Source organism: Cutibacterium sp. LaCa_89, assembly GCF_058177555.1.
In genome coordinates, this window is the sequence record NZ_CP190889.1 from 833503 (window position 1) to 856628 (window position 23126).

Annotated in this window: 23 protein-coding genes, 1 tRNA gene and 1 riboswitch; of the genes, 22 read left to right on the top strand and 2 right to left on the bottom strand. The window is 63.7% G+C overall.

From position 1 onward, the window contains the following. The first annotated feature begins 112 nt into the window (after window positions 1-112). The 21 genes from ACP8LP_RS03895 to ACP8LP_RS03995 all read left to right on the top strand — a co-directional run bounded on the left by ACP8LP_RS03895 (window position 113) and on the right by ACP8LP_RS03995 (window position 21749). Entirely contained in the window at window positions 113-1900 is a 1788-nt protein-coding gene (locus tag ACP8LP_RS03895; protein ID WP_016667317.1) for a peptidoglycan D,D-transpeptidase FtsI family protein, read from the top strand. After that, complete coding sequence (locus tag ACP8LP_RS03900) at window positions 1897-3486, top strand: UDP-N-acetylmuramoyl-L-alanyl-D-glutamate--2,6-diaminopimelate ligase (RefSeq protein WP_016667318.1); 1590 nt, start codon at window positions 1897-1899, stop codon at window positions 3484-3486. Before ACP8LP_RS03895 ends, ACP8LP_RS03900 begins: the two co-directional genes overlap by 4 nt. Further along, entirely contained in the window at window positions 3483-4940 is a 1458-nt protein-coding gene (locus tag ACP8LP_RS03905) for a UDP-N-acetylmuramoyl-tripeptide--D-alanyl-D-alanine ligase (RefSeq protein WP_016667319.1), read from the top strand. The genes ACP8LP_RS03900 and ACP8LP_RS03905 overlap by 4 nt, the downstream gene beginning before the upstream one ends. Beyond that, complete coding sequence (gene mraY, locus ACP8LP_RS03910; RefSeq protein WP_016667320.1) at window positions 4937-6007, top strand: phospho-N-acetylmuramoyl-pentapeptide-transferase; 1071 nt, start codon at window positions 4937-4939, stop codon at window positions 6005-6007. Before ACP8LP_RS03905 ends, mraY begins: the two co-directional genes overlap by 4 nt. Then, window positions 5989-7485, top strand: coding sequence for a UDP-N-acetylmuramoyl-L-alanine--D-glutamate ligase (gene murD / locus ACP8LP_RS03915; protein ID WP_063279999.1), 1497 nt, complete (start codon window positions 5989-5991; stop codon window positions 7483-7485). The genes mraY and murD overlap by 19 nt, the downstream gene beginning before the upstream one ends. Window positions 7486-7600: 115 nt before the next feature. Then, window positions 7601-8776 (top strand): putative lipid II flippase FtsW, encoded by a 1176-nt coding sequence (gene ftsW / locus ACP8LP_RS03920; protein ID WP_171048592.1) that lies wholly within the window; start codon window positions 7601-7603, stop codon window positions 8774-8776. A gap of 36 nt (window positions 8777-8812) precedes the next feature. Further along, window positions 8813-9916, top strand: a complete 1104-nt coding sequence (murG, locus tag ACP8LP_RS03925; protein WP_015582992.1) for an undecaprenyldiphospho-muramoylpentapeptide beta-N-acetylglucosaminyltransferase — start codon at window positions 8813-8815, stop codon at window positions 9914-9916. A gap of 31 nt (window positions 9917-9947) precedes the next feature. Then, complete coding sequence (murC, locus tag ACP8LP_RS03930) at window positions 9948-11363, top strand: UDP-N-acetylmuramate--L-alanine ligase (protein WP_063279997.1); 1416 nt, start codon at window positions 9948-9950, stop codon at window positions 11361-11363. Next, the gene (locus ACP8LP_RS03935) at window positions 11363-12076 is read left to right on the top strand and encodes a cell division protein FtsQ/DivIB (RefSeq protein ID WP_063279996.1); all 714 of its coding nucleotides are present in this window, start codon (window positions 11363-11365) and stop codon (window positions 12074-12076) included. The genes murC and ACP8LP_RS03935 overlap by 1 nt, the downstream gene beginning before the upstream one ends. Before the next feature lie 121 nt (window positions 12077-12197). Then, a complete protein-coding gene (ftsZ, locus tag ACP8LP_RS03940) occupies window positions 12198-13451 on the top strand; it encodes a cell division protein FtsZ (protein WP_004811797.1) in 1254 nt (417 codons plus the stop codon). Between the two features lies 1 nt (window position 13452). Next, window positions 13453-14238, top strand: coding sequence for a purine nucleoside phosphorylase YfiH/LACC1 family protein (locus ACP8LP_RS03945; RefSeq protein ID WP_016667324.1), 786 nt, complete (start codon window positions 13453-13455; stop codon window positions 14236-14238). 127 nt (window positions 14239-14365) lie between these two features. Next, the gene (locus tag ACP8LP_RS03950; protein ID WP_015582987.1) at window positions 14366-14881 is read left to right on the top strand and encodes a cell division protein SepF; all 516 of its coding nucleotides are present in this window, start codon (window positions 14366-14368) and stop codon (window positions 14879-14881) included. 11 nt (window positions 14882-14892) lie between these two features. Beyond that, complete coding sequence (locus ACP8LP_RS03955) at window positions 14893-15183, top strand: YggT family protein (RefSeq protein WP_016667325.1); 291 nt, start codon at window positions 14893-14895, stop codon at window positions 15181-15183. A gap of 151 nt (window positions 15184-15334) precedes the next feature. Next, on the top strand, window positions 15335-16426 hold the full coding sequence (locus ACP8LP_RS03960) for a DivIVA domain-containing protein (protein ID WP_016667326.1): 1092 nt from the start codon (window positions 15335-15337) through the stop codon (window positions 16424-16426). 158 nt (window positions 16427-16584) lie between these two features. Beyond that, window positions 16585-17064, top strand: coding sequence for a TraR/DksA family transcriptional regulator (locus tag ACP8LP_RS03965; protein ID WP_004811792.1), 480 nt, complete (start codon window positions 16585-16587; stop codon window positions 17062-17064). Between the two features lie 59 nt (window positions 17065-17123). Further along, the gene (locus ACP8LP_RS03970; protein ID WP_063279995.1) at window positions 17124-17630 is read left to right on the top strand and encodes a signal peptidase II; all 507 of its coding nucleotides are present in this window, start codon (window positions 17124-17126) and stop codon (window positions 17628-17630) included. After that, the gene (locus ACP8LP_RS03975; protein ID WP_252908386.1) at window positions 17627-18547 is read left to right on the top strand and encodes an RluA family pseudouridine synthase; all 921 of its coding nucleotides are present in this window, start codon (window positions 17627-17629) and stop codon (window positions 18545-18547) included. Before ACP8LP_RS03970 ends, ACP8LP_RS03975 begins: the two co-directional genes overlap by 4 nt. Window positions 18548-18722: 175 nt before the next feature. Continuing rightward, a complete protein-coding gene (pyk, locus tag ACP8LP_RS03980; RefSeq protein ID WP_036975879.1) occupies window positions 18723-20099 on the top strand; it encodes a pyruvate kinase in 1377 nt (458 codons plus the stop codon). A 135-nt stretch (window positions 20100-20234) separates the two neighbouring features. Continuing rightward, window positions 20235-20305: riboswitch (Fluoride riboswitch) on the top strand. Between the two features lie 93 nt (window positions 20306-20398). Next, on the top strand, window positions 20399-20959 hold the full coding sequence (locus ACP8LP_RS03985; RefSeq protein WP_016667330.1) for a universal stress protein: 561 nt from the start codon (window positions 20399-20401) through the stop codon (window positions 20957-20959). Beyond that, the gene (locus ACP8LP_RS03990; protein ID WP_016667331.1) at window positions 20950-21381 is read left to right on the top strand and encodes a fluoride efflux transporter FluC; all 432 of its coding nucleotides are present in this window, start codon (window positions 20950-20952) and stop codon (window positions 21379-21381) included. Before ACP8LP_RS03985 ends, ACP8LP_RS03990 begins: the two co-directional genes overlap by 10 nt. After that, window positions 21378-21749, top strand: coding sequence for a fluoride efflux transporter FluC (locus ACP8LP_RS03995; protein WP_016667332.1), 372 nt, complete (start codon window positions 21378-21380; stop codon window positions 21747-21749). The genes ACP8LP_RS03990 and ACP8LP_RS03995 overlap by 4 nt, the downstream gene beginning before the upstream one ends. 8 nt (window positions 21750-21757) lie before the next feature. Here ACP8LP_RS03995 and ACP8LP_RS04000 read toward each other — a convergent pair. Beyond that, window positions 21758-21840 (bottom strand) — tRNA-Leu (locus tag ACP8LP_RS04000). A gap of 175 nt (window positions 21841-22015) precedes the next feature. Between ACP8LP_RS04000 and ACP8LP_RS04005 the strand changes: the two genes are divergently transcribed. Next, a complete protein-coding gene (locus ACP8LP_RS04005; protein WP_036975884.1) occupies window positions 22016-22663 on the top strand; it encodes an ANTAR domain-containing response regulator in 648 nt (215 codons plus the stop codon). Between the two features lie 19 nt (window positions 22664-22682). On the opposite strand, the gene ACP8LP_RS04010 is transcribed toward ACP8LP_RS04005, so the two are convergent. Then, window positions 22683-23096: a PaaI family thioesterase gene (locus tag ACP8LP_RS04010; RefSeq protein WP_004811783.1), complete on the bottom strand. Its 414-nt coding sequence runs from the start codon at window positions 23094-23096 to the stop codon at window positions 22683-22685. Between the last annotated feature and the right edge of the window lie 30 nt (window positions 23097-23126).

Below are 23126 nucleotides of genomic sequence, written 5' to 3' on the forward strand. Positions count from 1 at the left end.
GACCCGGCGTCCCGGTTCCGCCCGACCGCCTGCGTCCGGGCGTGGATCCGTGCCATTGCGCCCCGGTTACCGTCCGGGTCGTCCTGCGTCGAGCGCGAGGCCAGCCCCACGGATGGCCTCCCAACGAGGCCGTCTGACGATCATCATGGCGGCATTCCTCGTGCTCGCGATCGGTCTGGCCAGCCGCGCTCTGCAGTTGCAGGCCATTGAGGCTCCTGCGTACGCGGCCTCGGCGGCCGCGCGGATGAAATACACATACGACCTGCAGCCCGACCGCGGACGGCTCACTGATCGCAATGGCACCGTCATGGCGCAGACTCAGCCGGCCGTGTTGGTATTCGTCGACCCTCGCATGATCTCGCGCAATGGCGTTGACGAGCGGGTCACCATGAGTCGTACCCAGCGGGAGAAAGCCGCTGCAGCCCCCAAGGCGATTGCCAAGATCCTGGCCAAGCACCTCGGCGGACGTCCGGAGGATTACCGCAAGGCTCTCACGGCCACCGACTCCAAGGGCAATCTCAGCCGCTACTCGGTGGTGCGTCACCACGTCGACAGCTACACCTTCGACCTCATCAAGAAGGACATGAAGGAGGGGGAATGGTACGGGATCTTCAGCTCGAATGACCCGATCCGCACCTATCCCTCCGGGAAGGTGGCGTCCAATGTCGTCGGATTCGTCAATGCCGAGGGCAAGGGCGCTGGCGGCTTCGAGCACAGCCACGACAAGGCCTTGGCAGGTGTGCCCGGAAAGGAGTCCTACGAAGCTTCGACGTGGGGACGCATCCCGCTGGGATCCAACACCCTCGTTCCTGCCGTCAATGGCACCAGTTACGCCCTGACCCTTGACGCACAGCTACAGCTCATGGCCCAGCAGGCACTGGGCACGGCCATCAAGAACGCCAAGGCCAAGAGTGGCGAGATCATCATGATGGACGTGACGAATGGCGAGGTACTCGCCATGGTGTCGATGCCCACCTTCGACTCGAACAAGCCGGGGAAGGCCAAGGAGAGCCAGACCCGCAATCGGACCATCCAGGATGCCTACGAGCCGGGGTCGGTCCAGAAGGTACTGACGATGGCCGCCCTCACCGACCAGGGAGTCCTCACTCCCGATACCCACATCGTCGTTCCTCCGGCCTTGTCCTCCGGGGGCGGCAAGATCACGGATGCCGAGCCCCACGGCACCGAGCACCTGACCGCTCGCGGTGTTTTCGTGCACTCCTCGAACATCGGGACGACCCTCTTCGCCCGAAACCTCGACAAGGGGACCATGGCCTCCTACCTCAAGTCCTTCGGCCTAGGGGCACCTACCGGGATCGGTCTTCCCGGCGAGGCCCACGGCCAGATTCCCAAACCGGACATGCCCGACTACACCCGTGACCAGGTGGCCTTTGGCCAGGGGTTGTCGGTGACCGCGATCCAGGAGGCTGCTGCGGTGGCTGGCATCGTCAACGGTGGTGTATACCACTCCCCGACGATCATCAAATCAGCTGTCGACGGTCACGGTGAACCTGCTGAGATCCCCGACACGACGACCCGCCGAGTGATCTCCCAGCAGGCTTCCGAGCAGGTCCGCGACATGATGGAGAACGTCGTCTCGACGACCAAGGGCCGACCGATCCCGGATTACCGAATGGGGGGAAAGACGGGTACTGCGCAGCGTGTTGACCCGCAATGCCACTGCTATCGCGGTTACATCTCCTCATTTATCGCCGTCGCTCCCATCGAGAAGCCGCGTATTCTCACCTATGTCGTCATCAACCAGCCCACCAACGGACACACAGGTACGGAGGTGGCGCAGCCGGCGGCGCGGCAACTGATGTCCGTCGCCCTGCCGCGCTACGGTGTGCAACCGTCCACCGACAAAGCGCGCAAGGAACCCTTGGAGTACCAGCCGTGAGCCCTGAACCCACTCCCACCCCCACATCACCTGCAGACACCGCCCTGCGGCCTTCGGAGGTGAATTCCATTGCGTGGGGTGATCTGGTGGCCGAGCTCGACGGGTGTCGGGCCGATGAGAACGGTCCTGCGATCAGCGGGATCACCCTGGACTCCCGTCAGGTACGTCACGGCGACTTGTACGTCGGTCTGCACGGTCTCCACGCCCATGGGGCTCGATTCGCTGGCTCGGCAGCACAGTCCGGTGCGGTGGCAGTCCTCACTGACGACGAGGGTGCGACCCTCGCTGCGGATGCCGGTGTGCCGATCATCGTCGTCCCGGATGCCCGGGCTGCGATGGCGGTCGCGGCTGCCAAGATCTTCGGCCATCCCGCTGATGCCATGACGATGTTCGGTGTCACTGGTACCAATGGCAAGACGACGACGGCCTTCCTGGTGGAGGCAGGTCTGCGAGCTGCTGGACGCCACGTCGGGACGATCGGGACGATTGGGTTCCAGCTCGACGGTGTCGAGTTGCCGAGCGCTCGTACCACAGTGACGACCCCGGAAGCTCCGGATCTCCAAGGTCTCTTCGGTGCCATGGCTGAGAGGGGAGCGACCGACGTCGTCATGGAGGTCTCCTCCCACGCCCTCGCCCTGCAACGGGTCGACGGCACCCGTTTCGATGTCGCTGCCTTCACCAACCTCGGTCGCGATCATCTTGACTTCCACAAGACCCTCGATGATTACTTCGAGGCCAAGGCTCGTCTGTTCACCTCGAACCTGGCCCGGCTCGGCGTCATCAACGTTGACGACCCGCGTGGACGTCAACTCGTCGAGAGGATGCAGGCCAGTGGCGTCACGGCCGTGACGACGTCGATCCACGAACCCTCCGACTATCAGGTGACGTCGTGGCATCCGGGACCGCACGGGGCCGTCCTCGAGGTCACGACCCCGTCGGGGGAGCGCACTCTCAAATTGTCCCTGCCCGGTGAGTTCAACGTCCGCAACGCGGTCATGGCCCTGGCAATGCTGGAAGCCGCAGGGCTCTCCTTCGACGAGGTTGCGCACGGATTGTCGTCTGCTCAGGTGCCAGGTCGGATGGAGCGCGTCGACCTCGGCCCTGACTCACCGACCGCTCTGGTCGACTTCGCGCACACTCCGCAGGCGATTGCCTCCGCCCTTGATGCGGCACGGTCCTCGGTCGACGGGGGGCGTCTCATCGCCGTCCTGGGCGCTGGGGGAGACCGTGACGCCGCCAAGCGTGGCCCCATGGGTGATGTTGCGGCTGAGAGGGCCGACGTCGTCATCATCACCGACGACAACCCACGTACTGAGGATCCGGCAACGATCCGCGCAGCGGTGTTGGAGGGTGCCCACGAGGCCGCCGAGGACGGTGTCATCGTCGTCGATGGCGGACGCCGTCGTGAGGCGATCAACGAGGCCTTGAGAATGGCCGAGGTCGGAGACGTCATCTGCGTGCTCGGCAAGGGGCACGAGACCGGACAACATGTTGGCGGCGAGGTGCTGCCATTCGACGATCGTGAGGTCATCCGAGCTGAATGGCGCACCATGGCTCGGCAGGCCGAGGAGGATCAGACACGATGAGAGTTGTCGACATTGCCACCCTTTCCCCATGGGTCGGGGCCGAACCGGTTGACGGCTCTGCACAGGTGGGCCCCGACGTCGTCATCGACACCCGTGAGGTGACTCCGGGGGCTCTCTTCGTCGCTCTGCCTGGCGCCCGGGCGGACGGACACGACTTCACGAAGGCTGCTCAGGAAGCTGGCGCGGCTGCCGTGATGGGTACGCGCGCCACCGACGCCCAGTTGCCGCACCTCATCGTTGACGACGGCCAGGCCGGACTGTCTCGATTGGCCCGTCACGTCGTGGGCACCGAGCGATGCCGTGGTCTGCGGACCATTGCTCTCACTGGGTCCAGCGGCAAGACGAGCACCAAGGACATGCTGGCCCAGGTTCTCGAGGCCTTTGGCCCGACGGTGGCTCCGGTGGGGTCGTTCAACAATGAGATCGGCGTGCCCCTAACGGCATGCCGCGTCAACGAGGAGACCGCATTCCTCGTCTCCGAGATGGGGGCTCGCGGACTCGGCCACATTTCGTGGCTGACCTCCATCGTCACCCCCGACGTCGCCATGGTCCTCAACATCGGGACCGCCCACCTGGGCGAGTTCGGATCCCGTGAGGTCATCGCCCAGGCCAAGGGCGAAATCGTCGAGGCTCTCAGCTCTGACGGCTGGGCTGTCCTCAATGCTGCCGATGAACTGGTGGCTGGGATGGCCCCGCGGACCAGTGGCCACATCGCATGGTTCAGCCCTGATGCCGATCACCGGCGCCCGGATGCCGAGGTCGAGGTGTGGGCGGAGTCGATCACTTCTGACGATCTGGATCGTCACTCCTTCACCCTGGGTGTTCGCAGGGGCGAGTCGACCTGGACCAGTCGGGTCCGGTTGACGACGATGGGGGCCCACCAGGTCGCCAATGCTGTTGCCGCCACTGCTGCAGCGCTGGCAGCTCTGGAGCTCAATGGCGCTGTCGACGGGGACACTGTCGGTCACATTGCCGAGGCCTTGAGCAAGGCTGTGTCGCGGTCTGCCATGAGGATGCAGTTGCGTGAGCGAGCTGATGGCCTGGTGCTGGTTGAGGACTGTTACAACGCCAACCCTGACTCGATGGCTGCTTCCTTGAAAGCCATGGGTCACGTCCTCGCGACTCGCCGGGCCGCTGATCCCCAAACCCGTGGCATCGCTGTGCTTGGCGACATGCTTGAGCTCGGCAAGGATTCCCCTGAACTCAATGCCGAATCAGGTCGACGTGCTGCTCAGGTCGGGTTTGACGTCGTCATCGCGGTCGGTGACGAGGCCGAGAACATTGCTGCCGGCGCGTGCGCAGAAGGCGCACATGTGTTCGTCACCACCGTGGAAGAGGCTGCTGAGTCGCTAAGTTGGACCTCGCACGATGTCGTTCTCCTCAAAGCATCCCGAGGCCTGGCGCTGGAACGGGTGGGGCGCGCTGTGTTCGAGGATAGGGAGGCTCAGGCGTGAAGAACATCCTGCTCGCCGGCGCGGTGTCGATGATCGGCACCCTTGTCGGCACGCGATGGTTCATCCACTGGCTCGCCGCAAGAGGATACGGCCAGTTCATTCGCGACGACGGCCCGACCACCCACAAGACGAAGAAGGGCACCCCGACCATGGGCGGTGCCGTCATCATTGTGTCGGTCCTGTTAGCCTACATCGTCGCGCATCTGGTGACCTGGACCCACCCGACTCTCTCAGCCGTAATGGTCCTCTGGCTCTTCGCCGGTCTGGGATTCATCGGATTCCTCGATGACTGGACGAAGATCTCCAAACAGCGCTCATTGGGCCTCAAACCCAGGGGAAAACTGCTTGGACAGGCGTTTGTTGCCGTCACCTTCGCCATCGGAGTGATGTACTTCCCGGATACCCACGGAGTCACTCCGGGGTCCTCGGCGATCTCATTCCTGCGCGACATCTCCTGGCTTCATCTGCCTGTCTGGTTGGGCATCATCTGGGTGATCCTGCTCATTGCTGGTAGTTCCAATGCGGTGAACCTCACCGACGGCCTGGACGGGTTGGCGACGGGGGCCACCACCATGGTCTTCGGTGCCTACACCTTGCTGAGCATCTGGCAGTTCAACCAGTGGTGTTCGCGTCCGACTACTGCCGGCAACCATTGCTACGCAGTGCGTGATCCGCACGACATCGCCGTGGTGGCCATTGCCATCGCAGGAGCCTGTTTCGGTTTCCTGTGGTGGAATGCGAAGCCGGCCAAGATCTTCCTTGGTGACACCGGGTCCCTGGCTCTCGGTGGCGCTGTTGCGGGTATGGCTGTCGTCAGCCGTACCGAATTGCTGTTGGTCATCATCGGCGCACTGTTCGTCATCGAGACGATCTCGGTGATGCTCCAGGTGAGTGTGTTCAAACTCACCGGTGGAAAACGAGTTTTCAAGATGGCCCCGTTGCATCACCACTTCGAGTTGAAGGGGTGGGCTGAGGTGACCGTGGTCATCAGGTTCTGGATCATTTGCGGTCTGGCCGTGTCGGCCGGCCTGGGAATCTTCTACGCAGAATGGGTGGCAGGACAGTGACGTTCTCCGGAAAGGTTGATCTGAGCTCGGCCGACCGGCTGTTCGACTGGTCGGGAGTACACGTCGTCGTCGCCGGTCTGGGTACTTCTGGTTACGCCGCTGCCGACGCCCTGCTCGAGCTCGATGCCACGGTGCTCGTGCTCGACGACTCCGACGACGATGGTCATCGCGACAAAGGCGGGCTGCTCGAGGTGCTCGGTGCCGAGGTGCGACTGGGGGCCGGGGCGGCAGCTGAACTTCCTGAGGGCACCGACCTCGTCATCGTGTCCCCGGGGTGGCGTCCGACCCAGTCCTTGGTGGCCAGTGCTCTACTCCAGGGGATTCCAGTCTGGGGAGAGCCAGAACTGGCCTGGCGTCTCATGCATCCGGACCGCGTCGTCCCGTGGCTTGCCATCACTGGCACCAATGGCAAGACGACGACCACCCAGATGACCGAGTCGATTCTCAACGCGGCGGGGTTGCGAGCCTGCGCCGTCGGTAACATCGGTCGGCCCATCCTGGAGGCGATGGCCGACGAGATCGACTACGACGTCTTCGCCGTGGAGCTTTCCAGCTTCCAGCTGCACTGGTCGAATTCCCTCTCCCTGCACTCGGCTGCCGTCCTGAATCTGCAGCAGGATCATTTGGAGTGGTATGCTCACGAGGATGACCCCTTCGCTTCCTATGCGGCTGACAAGGCTCGGATCTATCACCAGGTGACGAATTCCTGCGTCTACAATGTCGCCGACCCCGCGACCGAGCACATGGTCGAGGAGGCAGATGTCGTCGAGGGAGCTCGCGCCATCGGCTTCACTACCGGAATCCCCGGCCCCTCCATGATCGGTGTCGTCGATGATCTCGTCGTCGACCGTGCCTTCGTCGACCAGCGGGCGACCTCCGCCATGGAGCTGGCCCACCTTGATGACGTCCGTCCTTTCGCCCCACACAATGTCGAGAACGCCTTGGCGGCAGCTGCCCTGACTCGCTCCTTCGGCGTGCCGGCCCGCGCCGTGGGTCAGGGTCTGCGCGACCTCCACCTTGGTGGGCACCGCATCGAGACCGTCCATAAAGCTGGTGGCATCACCTGGGTCGACGACTCCAAGGCCACCAACCCTCACGCTGCGAACTCCTCGATGCGCGCCTTCGAGCACATCGTGTGGATCGCCGGAGGCCAGGCCAAGGGCACCAACTTTGACGACCTGGTCACCACCCACGCCGAGAAGCTGCGCGGAGCCATCGTGCTGGGAACCGACCGTGACGTCGTCGCCAAGTCCTTGGCCGAGCACGCCCCGCATGTCCCCGTCGTCGTCATCGATGACATGTCGCGAGAATGCATGGCCAAGGCAGTTCGCGAGGCGGCCGAGATGGCCCGTCCCGGCGACACCGTCTTGATGGCTCCGGGGTGCGCGAGCCTCGACATTTGGCCTGGATATGCTGCCCGCGGTGACGACTTCGTCAGCGCGGCACGACAGATTGACGGGCCGGATGCTGATGGCTGAGAAGTCGGTCGACACCCGGACTCCTCGGCAGATGAATGGAGCCCGACGCCGGACCCCCGCCAGCTGGCTGACACACTTCCTGCGACTCGACAGCGGTGACGGATCCTCAGGTGGCTTGCTGACTCAACCCTTCCTGGATTACTACGTCATCCTCGCCACCACCGTGCTGCTGTGCGGCATCGGAGCGTTGATGGGGTTGTCCTCGTCCTCGGTGTACTCCCAGTCGCTCGGACGCGGGCCCTACCACTTCGCCATTCGCCAGATCCTCTTCCTCGTCGTCGGAGCGATTGCCTCAGCGGTGGTGTCCCGGTTGTCGGAAGCGCATCTGCGCCAACTCGGCGGGCTGACCTACGCCGTCGTCTGCCTGATGCTCGTAATGGTGCTGACCCCCCTGGGATCGGACGCTGGCAAGGGGAACCAGTCGTGGCTGGCTCTCGGCCCGGTCAGCCTGCAGCCCTCGGAGTTCGCGAAGTTCGCGCTGGTCCTCATCGGGGCCAGCTACATGGCGTCGCGTCGAGACGAGATGGCGACGTCCAAAGGTGTGGGCATTTATCTTGCGCTGTATGGGGTCATCGGGTTGCTGGTCGTCGCTCAGGGAGACCTTGGGACGACGATGATCATCGGACTCATCATGTTGGCGCAGATGTGGGGATTCGGCGTGCCGAAACGTTATTTGGGCGCTCTCATCGGTCTGGGCCTGCTGGCGATCCTGATGCTCATCGCGATCACTCCCTACCGAGCTCAGCGCGTGCTGTCCTTCCTGCATCCTGACAATGGCGCGACGACCTCCCAGCAGCCGCTCTCGGCGATCTACGCCCTGGCGACCGGTGGCTGGTGGGGGGTCGGCATCGGTGCGTCCCGTCAGAAGTGGGGAGGACTCTACGACGGTGCGCAGAACGACTTCGTCTTCGCCGTCCTCGGTGAGGAGATGGGTCTGCTCGGCACCCTCGGCGTCATCCTGCTGTTTACCCTGCTCGTGTGGGCAGGAGTGAGGACGGCGATGCGCCAGGACTCTCTCTTCCGTCGTTCGGCCGCATCGACGGCCACCGCATGGATTGCGGCCCAGGCGATCATCAACATGTCTGTCTCACTGAATCTGTTGCCGGTCGTCGGCGTGCCGCTTCCTTTCATCTCTATCGGTGGATCGGCCTTGGTGTCGGTGTTGTTGGCGGTCGGCATCATCTTGGCGTGTGCCCGTACCGAGCCAGACGCTCGGCGCAGTACTGAGGCTTCCCGACGCACTGAGCCCGCCCGTGTGACGAGTGTCGTCGACGGAGGTAATCGTGGCTGATCTCGACGCCATATCCCATTCCCCCGAGGAGTACCCATGGTGAACGTTGTTCTGGCTGGCGGAGGAACGGCTGGCCACACATCTCCCCTTATTGCCACCGCGAAGGCTCTGCAGGAGCGTGGCGTCACGGTCTCCTGCATCGGGACGCCGAAGGGTCTTGAGGGACGAGTGATCCCCGAGGCCGGTCTCGAGCTCGACATGATTCCTCCGGTGCCGCTGCCGCGCACGGTGAACGCGGATCTGTTCAAGGTTCCTGGTCGGTTGGCCGGAGCGGTACGGAAGGCAGGTGCGGTGCTCAAGCAGCGCAGGGCTGATGTGGTCGTCGGCTTCGGCGGTTACGTCTCGTTGCCTGCATACCTGGCTGCCAGGAAAGCCAGGATCCCCGTCGTCATTCACGAGCAGAACGCTGTTCCCGGGCTGGCGAACAAGATCGCCGCGCGGTTTGCGGTTTTCGTCGGTACGGCGTTCCCCGACACCCCGTTGCCGAAGGGCACCTTCGTCGGTATGCCGCTGCGCACGCAGATCACTGACCTGGCAGACTCCAGCGACGCGGATCGAGCCGGGCGTTGTGCCCGCGCTCGCGCCGATCTGGGACTGGACACCGACCGTCCCACCCTGCTTGTCTCCGGAGGATCTCAGGGAGCGGTCGCCATCAATGACGCCGTCGTCGCAGCACGTGACACCCTCCTTGCCGACGGTGTGCAAATCCTCCACGTCGTGGGCCCGAAGAACATCAAGGGCAACACCAAGATCGTTGATGAAACGACGGGAGCTGCCTGGCTGCCGGTCGGATATGTTGACGACATGGCCAGTGCGTACGCGGCTGCCGACCTGATGGTGGCTCGTTCCGGAGCTGGAACAGTGGTGGAGACCGCGACCGTCGGCCTGCCGACGATCTACGTTCCATTGCCACACGGCAATGGCGAACAGGCGCGCAATGCCACCTCGGCCGTTGACGCCGGGGCTGGTGTCGTCGTCACGAACGCGGAACTGGATGCCCAGCGGCTCCTCGCCGAGACCGCGCGCATCCATGACGCCGATGCGCTGGCCAGAATGTCAGCTGCCGGACGGGGACTCATGCCTGCCCATGCCGCTGAGGAGATGGCGGCACGGGTGATCTCGGCCACCAATTCGAAGTGATCGACCCGACGACTGTTCGAGGAGAAAACTCATGTCATTGCGGGAACCTGTCGAGCTGCTCGGCCCCAGCACCATTGGGCCGGTTCACTTCATCGCCATCGGCGGAGCCGGAATGAGCGGTGTGGCGCGGATCTACCACGACATGGGAGTGGACGTTCGCGGCTCCGACCAGGTCGATTCAGCCAACCTGCGTGATCTGGCAGCTGCTGGGGTCCAGACCTGGGTGGGCCATGACCCTGCCCATCTGGCCGGGGCTCGCACGGTCGTGGTCTCCTCGGCGATCCGTCCTGACAATCCGGAGCTGGTGGAGGCCAATCGTCTCGGCCTGCGCGTCTGGCACCGCTCGGCCGCTCTGGCTGCCCTCATGTTGGGTCGTGAGGGTGTCTCGATCGCCGGTACCCATGGCAAGACGACGACCACCGGAATGGTCGCCACCATGCTCGATCATGCCGGAGCTGAGCCGTCCTACGTCATCGGTTCACCGCTGGCATCCACCGGAGAGTCGGCCCACCTGGGTGGGGGGGAGGTCTTCGTCGTCGAGGCTGACGAGTCCGACGGCTCCTTCCTGCAGTACCCCAGCCAGATCGTCGTCGTCACCAATGTGGAAGCTGACCACCTCGACAACTGGGGCACCCCGCAGGCCTACTTCGATGGCTTCATCTCGATGGCAACCCGCCCCGAGGTGCGCTATGTCGTCACCAATGTCGATGATCCGGGGGCGGCCGAGCTGGCGGTTCGCCTGGAGAGCACCGGAACGGTCAAGGTGGTCACCTACGGTGAGTCGGAGCAGGCAGAGGTCCAGCTCGTCGACCTCGACCTGGAGGGCACGACGGCCTCGGCCACCCTCGTCCACGGGTCCACCCGGGGTCGCATCGAACTCCAGGTTCCCGGCCGCTACAACGTCTCCAACGCTGCTGCCGCCTACTGCGTCGGCTCCCTGTTGGGGATTGACCATGACGAACTCCTGACGGGAATTGGCGCCTTCACAGGTACCCTGCGGCGCTTCCAGCTGGTGGGATGCGTCGGTGACGTGGCAGTCTTCGACGATTACGCCCACCATCCGACCGAGCTGCGCGCCACTCTCGGGGCTGCTCGCCGCGCAGTGACCGGACAGGGGAGGGTCATCGCCTGTTTCCAGCCTCATCTGTTCTCCCGTACCCGGGACTTCGCCGGGGAGTTCGGCCAGGCCCTCACCCTGGCTGACCGCGTCATCGTTTCTGACGTGTACCCCGCCCGGGAGGACCCGATTCCTGGGGTCACGGGCGAGATGGTGCACGATGCGGTCATCGCGGCAGGTGGTGATTCCCGCTACGTTCCTGACAAGCAGGACCTCCCGGAGGCTCTTGCCGAAGAGGTGCGGCCCGGCGACCTCGTCATCACCCTGGGAGCTGGAGACGTCACCTTGGTGGGTCCAGTCCTGGTGGGATTGCTGGAGGACAAGTCCTGATGCCGGTTTCCGACATCAACGTTGCCATCGAGTTGCGACGCCGACGCCGCCGACGTCGCAACCAGATCATCGCAGGAATCGTCGCTGCGGTGGTGGTCCTCATCCTGGTGGCGATCTGGGTGGTGCGCAGTTCCTCCGTGTTCAGCGTCGACACCGTCGAGGTTCACGGAACGCATCTGGGCACGGTCTCCCAGGTCGAGCAGGCCGCCAAGGTGCAGAAAGGCCAACCCCTGGCGCGGGTCAACACTGACGAGGTCGTTGCTCGCGTCACCTCGATGGACATCGTCCACCAGGCTGAGGTGTACCGGAAGTGGCCTCACACCCTCGTCATCGACGTCACCGAGTTGAAGGTCTCGTATCAGGTGAAGACTCCTGGGGGATACCTGTGGATTGATCCCACCGGGGCGATCTTCAACCGGACGGCCAAGCCGACCCCGAAGGTGGTGTGGGCCACGACGTCGTCGGGCAATCGTGCCCTGCTGCGCGACGTCGCAACCGTGGCTGATTCCTTCCCCGTCGAGCTGAGGCGACAGGTCGACCACGTCGAGGCCAAGTCTCGTGACGCCATCGTCGTGGTGTTGTCCGGTAAGCGGACGGTGGTGTGGGGATCGGCGGATCAGTCCGAGCTCAAGGGCAAGGTCACCGCCGCGATGCTCAATGTCAAGGCAACCCGTTTCGACGTCTCATCCCCGGAGCATCCGACCTCTCGGTGAGCAGTCTCAAGCCGGGGTTGAGGGTCGAGGTCAAGGTGGCCTACGGCGTTGGACACCCCTCTGACGTGCTCATACCCTTGCCCTAGACCGGTCCGTCAGACAAGAGTGAGGCAGAACTCCAGTGGCTATTCCATCCCAGAACTACCTCGCCGTGATCAAGGTCGTGGGGGTAGGCGGTGGCGGTTGCAATGCCGTGAACCGCATGATCGAGGCGGGGCTCAAGGGAGTCGAGTTCCTCGCCGTCAACACCGATGCCCAGGCCCTCCTCACGAGCGATGCCGACGTCAAGCTCGACATCGGCAGGGACCTCACCCGAGGACTGGGTGCAGGTGCGGACCCTGACAAGGGACGTCAGGCTGCCGAGGATCACGCTGACGAGATCGAGGAGTCCCTCAAGGGCGCCGACATGGTCTTCGTCACCGCCGGTGAGGGCGGTGGGACTGGCACAGGTGCTGCTCCCGTCGTCGCCAAGATTGCTCGTTCCCTCGGGGCCCTGACCATTGGTGTCGTGACCCGCCCGTTCTCCTTCGAGGGCCACCGCCGTTCGTCCCAGGCCGAGTCCGGTATCGGCAATCTGCGCGACGAGGTCGACACCCTCATCGTCATTCCCAACGACAAGTTGTTGGATATGACGGACCAGCAGATCGCCATCCTGGACGCCTTCAAACAGGCCGACCAAGTGCTGATGCAAGGTGTTTCCGGCATTACCGACCTCATCACGACGCCGGGTCAGATCAACTTGGACTTCGCCGACGTCAAATCGGTCATGTCGAATGCCGGATCCGCCCTCATGGGTATTGGTCGTGCATCTGGAGAGGACCGTGCACGGGCAGCCGCAGAGATGGCCATCTCGTCCCCGCTGCTCGAGGTGTCCATCGACGGTGCTCGCGGCGTGCTGCTGTCCATCGCCGGTGGCTCCGACCTCGGTCTGTTCGAGGTCGCCAGCGCGGCCAATCTCATCGAGGCCGCCGCCCACGACGAGGCCAACATCATCTTCGGCACGATCATCGACGATGCCCTCGGCGATGAGGTGCGCGTCACGGTCATCGCGGCCGGGTTCGAGAATGGCCAGCCCACCAGCACCAAGCAACCTGGCATCAGCCAGCGTCCGGCCTCCCGTCCGGCAATGAGCAATCGTTCCTCGGCAGGAGTCTTTGGTACCGGGGCAGCCCCGTCCGGATCTGCCTCCAGCGCGAACCGTCAGGGCAGCGGCAACCAGCAGCCGACCCCGATTCGTCCGCAGACCCAGGGCAGCCCGTTCGGTCATCGTCCCTCCCAGCCGGAGCAGTTGAACCAGCCGGTTCAGCAGCAGGACGAGCGTCCGCAGGTCGATGAGCCCGAGGATGATCTGGACATCCCCGACTTCTTGAAGTGACGTGCTGAGATTCGTCATCGACCCCGACGCCAACAATGGCGTTGGGGTCGCCTTCACGGATCGCGTCGATCCTGCCGGTCGGGGCCTGGGTGGCCACGGTTTCGACGGGTTCAATCTCGGACGCACTGACGAGGATCCCGCCGTTCTCGAGCACCTGGAGGCGCTGCGTGCCCGCCTCGGCCTTGGGCCGGTGATGGTCTGTCATCAGGTGCACGGCAAGGCCGTGTGGCGAGTCGGGGCTGGCGACGTCGAGGGGTGGACTCCGCAACGCTATCTCGGAGACCGCGTCGCAGGCCAGCGGAAACTCCCCGTCGCTGATGCCATGGTCACCGTCCTCCCCGGGGTCGCACTGGCCATTCGGGTCGCCGATTGCATGCCCGTCGTGCTGGCTGACCCGAAAACTGGTGTCATTGGGGTTGCTCACGCCGGTCGAGTGGGATTCCTGGCGGGGGTCCTTCCGGCCACCGTCAGCGCCATGCGAGACATGGGAGCCACTGACCTGCTGGCATGGGTGGGGCCTCATATTTGCGGCAACTGTTATGAGGTCCCCGCTGACATGGCAGAGCAGGTGTGGGCCGAGTACCCGGCAACCCGGGCCGTGACTCGTCGAGGGACTCCGGCCCTTGATCTGGGTGCCGGAGCCCTGGTCCAGCTGGAGTCCCTGGGTGTGGCAGCAGTCGGGCTTGACCCCTGTACCTTTGAGGGACAAGATCTGTTCTCCCACCGGAGGGATCACGGTGCGGGACGTCTTGTCGGCCTGGTGTGGAGGACTTCCAACCCTCGGTGAGGACGGATCTCGCCGGTCCATGATGTGTCAGCAGTTCGCGTGTCTCGTCAAACCGTGGCAATATCCGTGGCAGGCTTGAATGGTGAGATCCCCGTCTTGGGGACGCACCCACGAGAAGGAGCTCCAGATGGCAGGAATCGGCAGGAAGATCGCCTCGTACGTCGGCATTGTCGACGATCGTCGCTACGACGAGGAGGATCTTCCGGACGAGGAGCTCACCACGGAGGTCTACTCCGACGACGGGTACGAGCCATCTTCGGAGGTGACCCAGTTGCATCATCACGACTCCACCGGGCAGCGCGGCAGGGAACACAAGGCGGTCCAGCAGCGTCGCCCGGAGCTCGACGAGCCGAGCATCGCCGACATCAACCGCATCCTGACCGTCCATCCGCGCAATTACAACGAGGCTCGGACGATTGGCGAGCAGTTCCGTGACGGCATTCCCGTCATCATGAACCTCACCGAGATGGACGACGCCGACGCCAAGCGCCTGGTCGATTTCGCTGCCGGTCTCATCTTCGGTCTGCGCGGAACCATCGAGCGGGTGACGAGCAAGGTCTTCCTGCTGTGCCCGCGCAATGTTAATGTCACCCCGGAGGACAAGGCCCGCATCGCCAGTGGCGGGTTCTTCAACCAGTCCTGACGGAGTCAGCCATGATCCTGGCCGGGACTATTCTCACGTGGCTCATTCAGATTTACACGGTGTTGCTCATCGTGCGGATGCTCATGTCTTGGGTGCCGTTGCTGGTGCGCGATTTCGAGCCGCACGGCGCATTGGCAGTGGTGTTTGAGATCGTCTACACGATCACGGATCCGCCGATCAAGTTCTTTGATCGACTTGTGCCGCCGGTGAGGTTCGGCAATGTTGGATTCTCGGTTGGGTTCATCATCGTTTTCGTCCTGCTGGCTGTCCTTCAGAAGCTGGTTGTCGCCGTCTTCTGGTGAGGGAGTATTGGCCATACCCCGAAGGTGAGGTTGAGCCTCCCGAGTGACGCGAGCGGCGCGGTGGAGTAACCTTGTCAGCATCTCGTGTCCACCCCGGACCATACGGTCCGCCTCACGGGTCCTGACTGTTCCCGACATCTTGGAGTGCACAATGACGCTGACCCTCGAAGAGGTGCGCAAGGTTCGTTTCCCGATGGTCAAACGCCCCGGCGAGGGCTACCGCGCCATTGAAGTCGATGATTTCGTCGACAAGGTTGAAGCGGCGTTCATGACCCTCACCGACGAGAATGAGCGTCTCAAGGCCCAGGTCGAGGCCCTTAGGCCCGGCGACCAGGGTGAGCAGAAGGCCGATCAGGAGCTCGTCGACGAGAACGAGCACCTCCGTGCCCAGATCGAGGAGCTGCGCTCCCAACAGAATGATCGTCCGGCGGTTGATTCCGGTGAGGTCGATCGTGCCAAGGCCGCCCAGCAGGAGGCCGAGAACCGCGCCCACCAGATCGAGCAGGAGAAGGCTTCCCTGCAGTCCGAGATCGAGGAGCTGCGTCGGGCCACCCAGCGCCCGGGTCAGGGCATCGACCCGGCCGAGGTTGCTCGCCTGCGCAGCGAGAACGAGCGTCTTGGCGCCCAGCTGCGTGATGCCCAGGCCCTTGCCGCCCGTAGCCGTACTTCCTCGGTCGCCCAGCAGCAGTCGGCGACCACCGAGGATGGCGTCCAGAAGCTTGTCGTGACCACCAGCGCCGAGGCCTCTCCGGCCGTGGTCCGCATGGTTGAGCTGGCCCTCGCCGACGCCGAGCGTGTCGTCCACGAGGCTGAGGAGGAGGCCGGTCGCAAGGTTCAGGCTGCCGAGACCAAGGCTCACGAGCTCACCGTCGATGCCCAGACCCGTGCCGAGCGCATCGAGTCCAGCGCCCGCGTCAATGCCGAGAAGATGACCTCGGACGCCAAGAGCGACGCTGACAAGGTCAATGCCGATGCCCAGACCCGCCGCACCGAGCTCTTCCGCGAGCTCGAGGCCGAGCGTGACACCTTGGCAGGCAATGTCGACCACCTGCGCTCCTTCGAGGCGAGCTACCGCGATGCCCTCACCTCCCACCTGCGTGCTCAGGCTGACAACCTGGAGAATGGCGTCTTCGAGCCCGCCGAGCTGCCCGAGCTGCTCAAGTCGGAGAACCGCGTTGCTCCGGGTGATTCCTCCACCCCGCGTCTCGACGCTCTCATTGGCCGCGGCCAGCAGCAGAACTGACACGACACACTTTCCAAGACGCCGTGCCCCGGTCACATGACAGGGGCACGGCGTCGTTCATCTGGTGGCCAACCTCGGAGCCGGCGACGAGGATGACGGGTGAGTGGCATGGGTGTAATGTCTGCCCACAGTTCATGCACCCCCACGTAGGTGATGACATGAGCGGCACACACCACCAAGCCGGGGACGATCCCCGCATGACGATGGAGAGTTCCATGTCAGATCACGATGCCGAGGCCATCGCCGCCTCCCTGCCGGTGCGCGACGGCGATGAGCCATGGACGGCCGATGAGGTTCGCGAGATCATCGACGCCCTGGAGTCGGATGTTCACAGGATGGGTACCGCCCTTGCCAAGGCCGAGAATGACCTTGCCGATCTCATGAAGCAGGGCAACGACGGTGCCGGCATGGACACCATCGACGTTGGTTCCTCCCAGTTCGAGCGTGACCAAGAGATCTCCGTTACCCGCAACGCCCGTGCCGTCTACGACCAGTCGAAGCTCGCTCTCCAGCTGCTCGACGAGGGTACCTGGGGTACCTGCGAGTCCTGTGGCAAGGCCGTTGGAAAGGCTCGTCTGCAGGCCTTCCCGCGAGCCACCATGTGCGTCAAGTGCAAGCAGCGCGAAGAGCGCCGGTGATCTCTCCCACTGATCCGACTGCGCTGACAGGAGCGCAGCTCAGGCGTTGGCGTCTGGTGATGGTCGTCATCGCGGTGGCTGGCTATGGCCTTGACCAATGGACCAAGGCGAAGGCCGTCGCTCATCTTGACCCCGACGATCCGCCGAGCTGGTTTGGCGGTTTCTTCACGCTGCGGTTGTTGCGTAATCCGGGTGCTGCCTTTTCCATGGGATCGACGGCGACCGTCCTCATCAGCGTCTTTGCCATCGCGATGCTCATCGTCGTGTGTGCGTGGGGGGTCCCGAAGGCTCGTCATCGTTGGTCCCTCATCGCCTGCGGAATGCTCATTGCTGGTATCTGCGGCAACCTCACCGATCGCATCTTCCGGGAGCCTGGGCCATTGCGTGGCCATGTCGTCGACTTCATCAGCCTGCCGCATTTCGCGGTCTTCAACGTCGCAGACATCTTCATCACCTGTACGGCGATCCTCGTCGTGCTGGTGTCGATCTTCGGCCGCCACGACGGTGAAGGCCATGCGACGGATGACAATGTACGAGGGGAGCGCGACGAAAAGGAGGAGATGTGAGCGTCCTGCTGGTACCTGATGGTCTTGACGGAGAGAGGGTTGATGTCGCTGCTGCTCGGATGAGCGGGGTGTCGCGATCCCGGATTGCCGATCTCATCGAGGAAGGGTTGGTCATCCTGGACGGGCAGAAGGTGTCCCGGGCGTCTGTTCGCGTCGCCATGGGACAGATGCTCGACATCGATCTGTCGGATCCCGTCGCCACCCCGTCGATCACCCCTCAGATCGTCGAGGGGATGAGAATCGTTCACGATGACTCTGACATCGTCGTCGTTGACAAGCCGGCTGGTGTGGCCGCTCACCCGTCTCTGGGTTGGGATGGTCCCAGCGTCATCGAGCATCTGGCGGCCGCTGGATTCGCGATCTCCACGAGTGGGGCGCCGGAGCGTCAGGGTATCGTGCAGCGCCTCGACGTCGGAACCTCCGGTCTTATGGTGGTCGCCAAAAGTGAGCACGCCTACACCTTGTTGAAGCAGGCCTTTCGGGACCGAACCGTTGACAAGGTGTATCTCGCCCTTGTCCAGGGACATCCCGATCCGTTCACGGGAACGATCGATGCCCCCATCGGTCGTGATCATCGTCACGACTGGAAGATGGCGATCGTCGACGGCGGGCGTCACTCCGTCACTCACTACGAGACGATCGAGGCCTTCCGTCACGCGACCCTGCTCAAGGTGCATCTCGAGACCGGTCGAACCCACCAGATCCGGGTGCACATGGCAGCCGTCAAACATCCCTGCTGTGGAGATCCGCTTTACGGGTGTGATCCGGTGCTGGCCAAGGAACTGGGGCTGGAGCGGCAGTGGTTGCATGCCGCGGAACTGTCATTCACCCATCCAGGACGTGGCGAATGGGTGACGTTCCGCTCGGACCCGTCCGAGGATCTTCAGCACGCGCTGGATGTGGTGAGGCAAGCCTGAACAGTCGCTCAGTCGGCTGTGGTCATCCGTGCATCATGGATGAACGTCTGGTGTACATCCGGCGCTGAGAGGCTCGTTGAGTCGGGTTCCCGCGATGTCGGGCGGTATCGTGAGGGGTGTGCGTAGAGCTAAGATTGTGAACACCCTTGGACCTGCTGTGTCCAGCCATGACGCCATGAAGGAGCTCATGGAAGCTGGCATGAACATCGCCCGCCTCAACATGAGCCACGGCGAATACTCCGAGCACCAGGAGCGTCTTGACCTGGTTCGCTCGGTTTCGAAGGAGCTCGGACTCAACGTGGCAGCCCTGGCCGACCTGCAGGGCCCGAAGATCCGTACCGGCCTGTTCGAGAAGGCCGAGGGAGAGTCGAACGGCAAGATCGACCTCGAGATTGGTGACAAGTTCACCATCACCACCGATGACATCATGGGCAACCAGGAGCGCGTCTCCACCACCTTCAAGGGACTGCCCGAGGACTGCAAGGCTGGTGACGTCATCCTCATCGACGACGGCAAGACCGTCCTGCAGGTTGACTCCGTCAGCGGCAACGACGTCAACTGCCACTGCACCGTCGCCGGCCCGGTCGGTGACCACAAGGGCATCAACCTTCCCGGTGTCGCCGTGTCCATCCCGGCCCTGACCGAGAAGGACGAGGAGAACCTGCGCTGGGCACTCAAGGCCGGCATCGATCTCGTCGCCCTGTCCTTTGTCCGTCACGGTTCCGACATCGACCGCGTCCACGAGATCATGGATGAGGAGGGACGCACCGTCCCGGTCATCGCCAAGCTCGAGAAGCCGCAGGCCATCGAGAACCTCGACGAGATCATCGACGCCTTCGACGCAGTCATGGTTGCCCGTGGCGACATGGCCGTTGAGTGCCCGCTCGAGGAGGTCCCGCTGATCCAGAAGCAGATCATCGAGAAAGCTCGTCTGCAGGCCAAGCCCGCCATCGTGGCCACCCAGATGCTCGAGTCGATGATCCACGCTCCCCGTCCGACTCGCGCTGAGGCCGCCGACGTGGCCAACGCCATCCTGGACGGTGCCGACGGCGTCATGACCTCCGCTGAGACCAGCGTTGGCGACTTCCCGGGCGAGACCGTTCGCACCATGGCCAAGATCGTGGAGTCCACCGAGGCTCACGGCCTGGACAAGATCGCCAAGATCGACTGGGACCCGCACACCACCGGCGGCATCATGTCGAAGGCTGCTGCCGAGATCGCCGAACGTGCCGAGGCCAAGTTCATCGTGGCCTTCACCAAGTCCGGTGACACCGCTCGCCGTATCGCCCGTCTGCGTCCGAGCACCCCGCTCATCGTCTTCACCCCTGATGAGACCACCACCAAGGATCTCGCCTGGGTGTGGGGTGCCCACGCCGTCGTCACCCCGGTCTTCAAGACCGCTGAGGAGCTGTACCGCTGGGTCAACGCCTACCTGCGTGACAAGGGCTTCGTGCCGGTCGGCGACCGCGTCGTCGTGCTGTCCGGCTCCCCGATGGACATCCCCGGCAAGACCAACGATCTGCGCATCCTTCGCATCAAGGAGGACGACTGATCGCGGTTGAACCTCGATTGTCGCGACGTCCCTCACCCCTTCTGGGGCGGGGGACGTCGCCCTTTTCAGGACGGGGAGAGCGACTTCGTCCGCACCTCGGAAGGATTCGACGAGGTGGGGGACGGGGCTGGTAAAGTCCGTGACGGCGATGGATCCCGCCTGGCCGATGCCGAACTGCCGATCTGGCTGATGGTTCCTGCCCCGTCATGCGTGGGTGGGAGTCTGCCCTCGCACCAATGAATGAGCGAGATGACGATGGATCCCGTGCAGTCGCGTGGCCTCCAATGCGGAGGATGGTCATGAGTGGACACATGGCGGCGAAAGATGGCGCAGTGCCTCAGCCGCACCCCTCCCGAATGGTCGAGTTCCGCGGTCACCCCATCGTCGTCGCGGTGGTTCCGGGGCAATCGAGTCTGGTGGCCCTGACGGCTGCCTCACTGGCCCGTGCAACCAAGGCCTCCCAAATTGTCTTCGCCCACGTTGATCAGCGGCGCTGTGTCGTCGAGGAGAACACAGATGGGTCGGTGGTGTCCGTACCCATCGACCCGGACGCCATGGATGGTGACGCTGAGATCCTCCGTCAGCGTCTGACTGAGGAAATCTCGACAGCCTTGGGAGACTGCGATGTCCCGTGGTGGCTGGAATACCTTGCTGGTCGGCCAGATCGTGCCTTGACCCACCTCGCTCGAGCCATTGACGCCGCGGCCTTCGTCGTGGGAGCCAGAACGCATCGCCGGCGTCGGGTCCAGGAATTCGTGAGTGGATCGATTGCGACCAATCTGTCCCACCATCAGCACCGTCCGGTACTTGTGGTGCCCACCGCCGTCGTCGACTGGAAGGATTCCTCGCCATGGCAGTGAGATCGGGATTTCTCGATCGTCGTCCGGTACTGGTGGGGTTGGTCTTCCTGGGGGGATGCCTGGGCACCCTCATACGAGCCGAAATAGCCCACGCCTGGCCGGCTCCTGCCGACGGTGTGCCCTGGGCGACCCTGGTGACCAATCTCGTCGGGGCCTTCGTGCTCGCGACCCTGCTCGAAGTTCTCGTCCATGCCGGCCCTGACGAGGGGATTCGCCGAGCGGTTCGGCTCTGCCTTGGCACCGGTCTGCTTGGCGGGTTCACGACCTATTCCACCCTCGCAGTGGAGTCCGGGCAGCGTGTCATGTCTGGGTACTGGCTGTTGGGCATTGCCTACCTCTTGACGAGTGTCGCGGCAGGTGCCTTCCTGGCCTGGGCCATGATCACCACGGTGCGTGCTGCAGTTCGCAGGAGGTCGTCATGACGATGCTGTGGATCTGCCTGGCTGGTGGCCTTGGTGCGGTCACGAGGTTCTTGCTTGACTCGCGCGTCAACTCTCGTTTCCCGGCCCCAGTGCCGGTGGGAACCCTCGTCATCAATGTGCTGGGATCCCTGCTGTTGGGATTCATCATCGCGGTGGCTCTCAACCATGTGGGATTCTCACAGAGTCTCAAGGGTCCGCTGGGAACCGGATTCTGCGGTGGCTTCACGACTTTCAGCACGGCGTCAGTGGAGACCTCGCGCACCGCGTCCAGCCGTGGGATGAGCGTGGGAGCTCTGCACTGTCTGGGGATGGCCATTGCGGGAGCGCTGGCAGCGATCCTGGGCCTGTCCCTGGGATCACTGGTGTAAGCCGACGGTGCCCGAGAGGGGAGTCGAACCCCTACGCCCGCAAGGACAGCGCATTTTGAGTGCGCCGCGTCTACCATTCCGCCACTCGGGCCGGCTCGCCTATTGTGCCACAGTTGCGCCGGTATGCCGATTTTGCGGCCACTGGGTGTTGCCGCTGATCGACCATTCGGTCGTCACTGAGGGAAATGCCGTTACGATCGGGCACGCCTGCAGGTGCGTCAAGGCCTGTCAACCATTAGGATTGAATCGAGTTGTCAACGATCGACATGCAAGGAACCACCGTGAGTAAGCCACAGGACCCCACCCGGTCAACCTCTGATTCGGGGGTGGAGAAGGAACATCCACGCGTCGTGGTGGCCGAGGACGAGGCTCTCATCCGCCTTGATCTCGTCGAGCTTCTCGAGGAGCATGGTTACGAGATCGTCGGCCAGGCCAGTGACGGCGAAGAGGCTGTCCGTCTCGCCAATGAGCTCGAACCTGACTTGGTCGTCATGGACGTCAAGATGCCGAAGATGGACGGCATCACCGCAGCCGACAAGATCGCCGAGGACCGCATCTGTGCGGTCGTCATGCTGACCGCCTTCTCCCAGCGCGACCTCATCAAACGTGCCAAGGAGGCCGGTGCGATGGCCTACGTCGTCAAGCCCTTCGATGCCTCGGACGTCATTCCGGCCATCGAGATCGCCATGGCCCGCTTTGCCGAGATCCGCGGCGTGGAGGACGAGGTCATGGACCTGGAGGAGCGTCTGGAATCGCGCAAGATCGTCGACCAAGCCAAGGGCATCCTGCAGACCAGCCTTGATCTCACCGAGCCGGAGGCCTTCCGGTGGATCCAGAAGACCGCCATGGACCTGCGCAAGTCGATGCGCGAGGTGGCTCAGGGAGTCATTGACCACGCCGAGAATGAGAAGTGATCTCGGCGCAGCCCCATTCTCAGATGACCTGACAGGTCATCCTTCCAACAGCACAGATACGGCCCTCATCGTCGACAATCTCGACGGTGTGGGTCGTTGTGTGTCTGCCCAGATGCACCGCCGTCGCGGTCGCGATGACCTGATGGCCGTGGGGTGGGCGCAGATGCGATACCGAGAGTTCAGTACCGACGGCAGAATGCTCGAAGGTGCGCGCGTGGGCCATGGCAGCCAGGGAGCCGGCTGTCTCCACGAGGACGCCAGAGCCGCCGCCGTGCCACAGACCCATGGGCTGGGTGTTGCCGTCGAGCGGTGCGGTGACGACACAGCGGGTGGGAGAGATCTCACGTACCTTGACGCCGAGTTTGTCGTCAAGGGGGCTGACGAGCTCGGCCAGCCACTCGGGAAGCGGATGTTCAGGGATGGAATAGCTCACAGGTGAAGCATGCCACCGTTTGCCATGTCG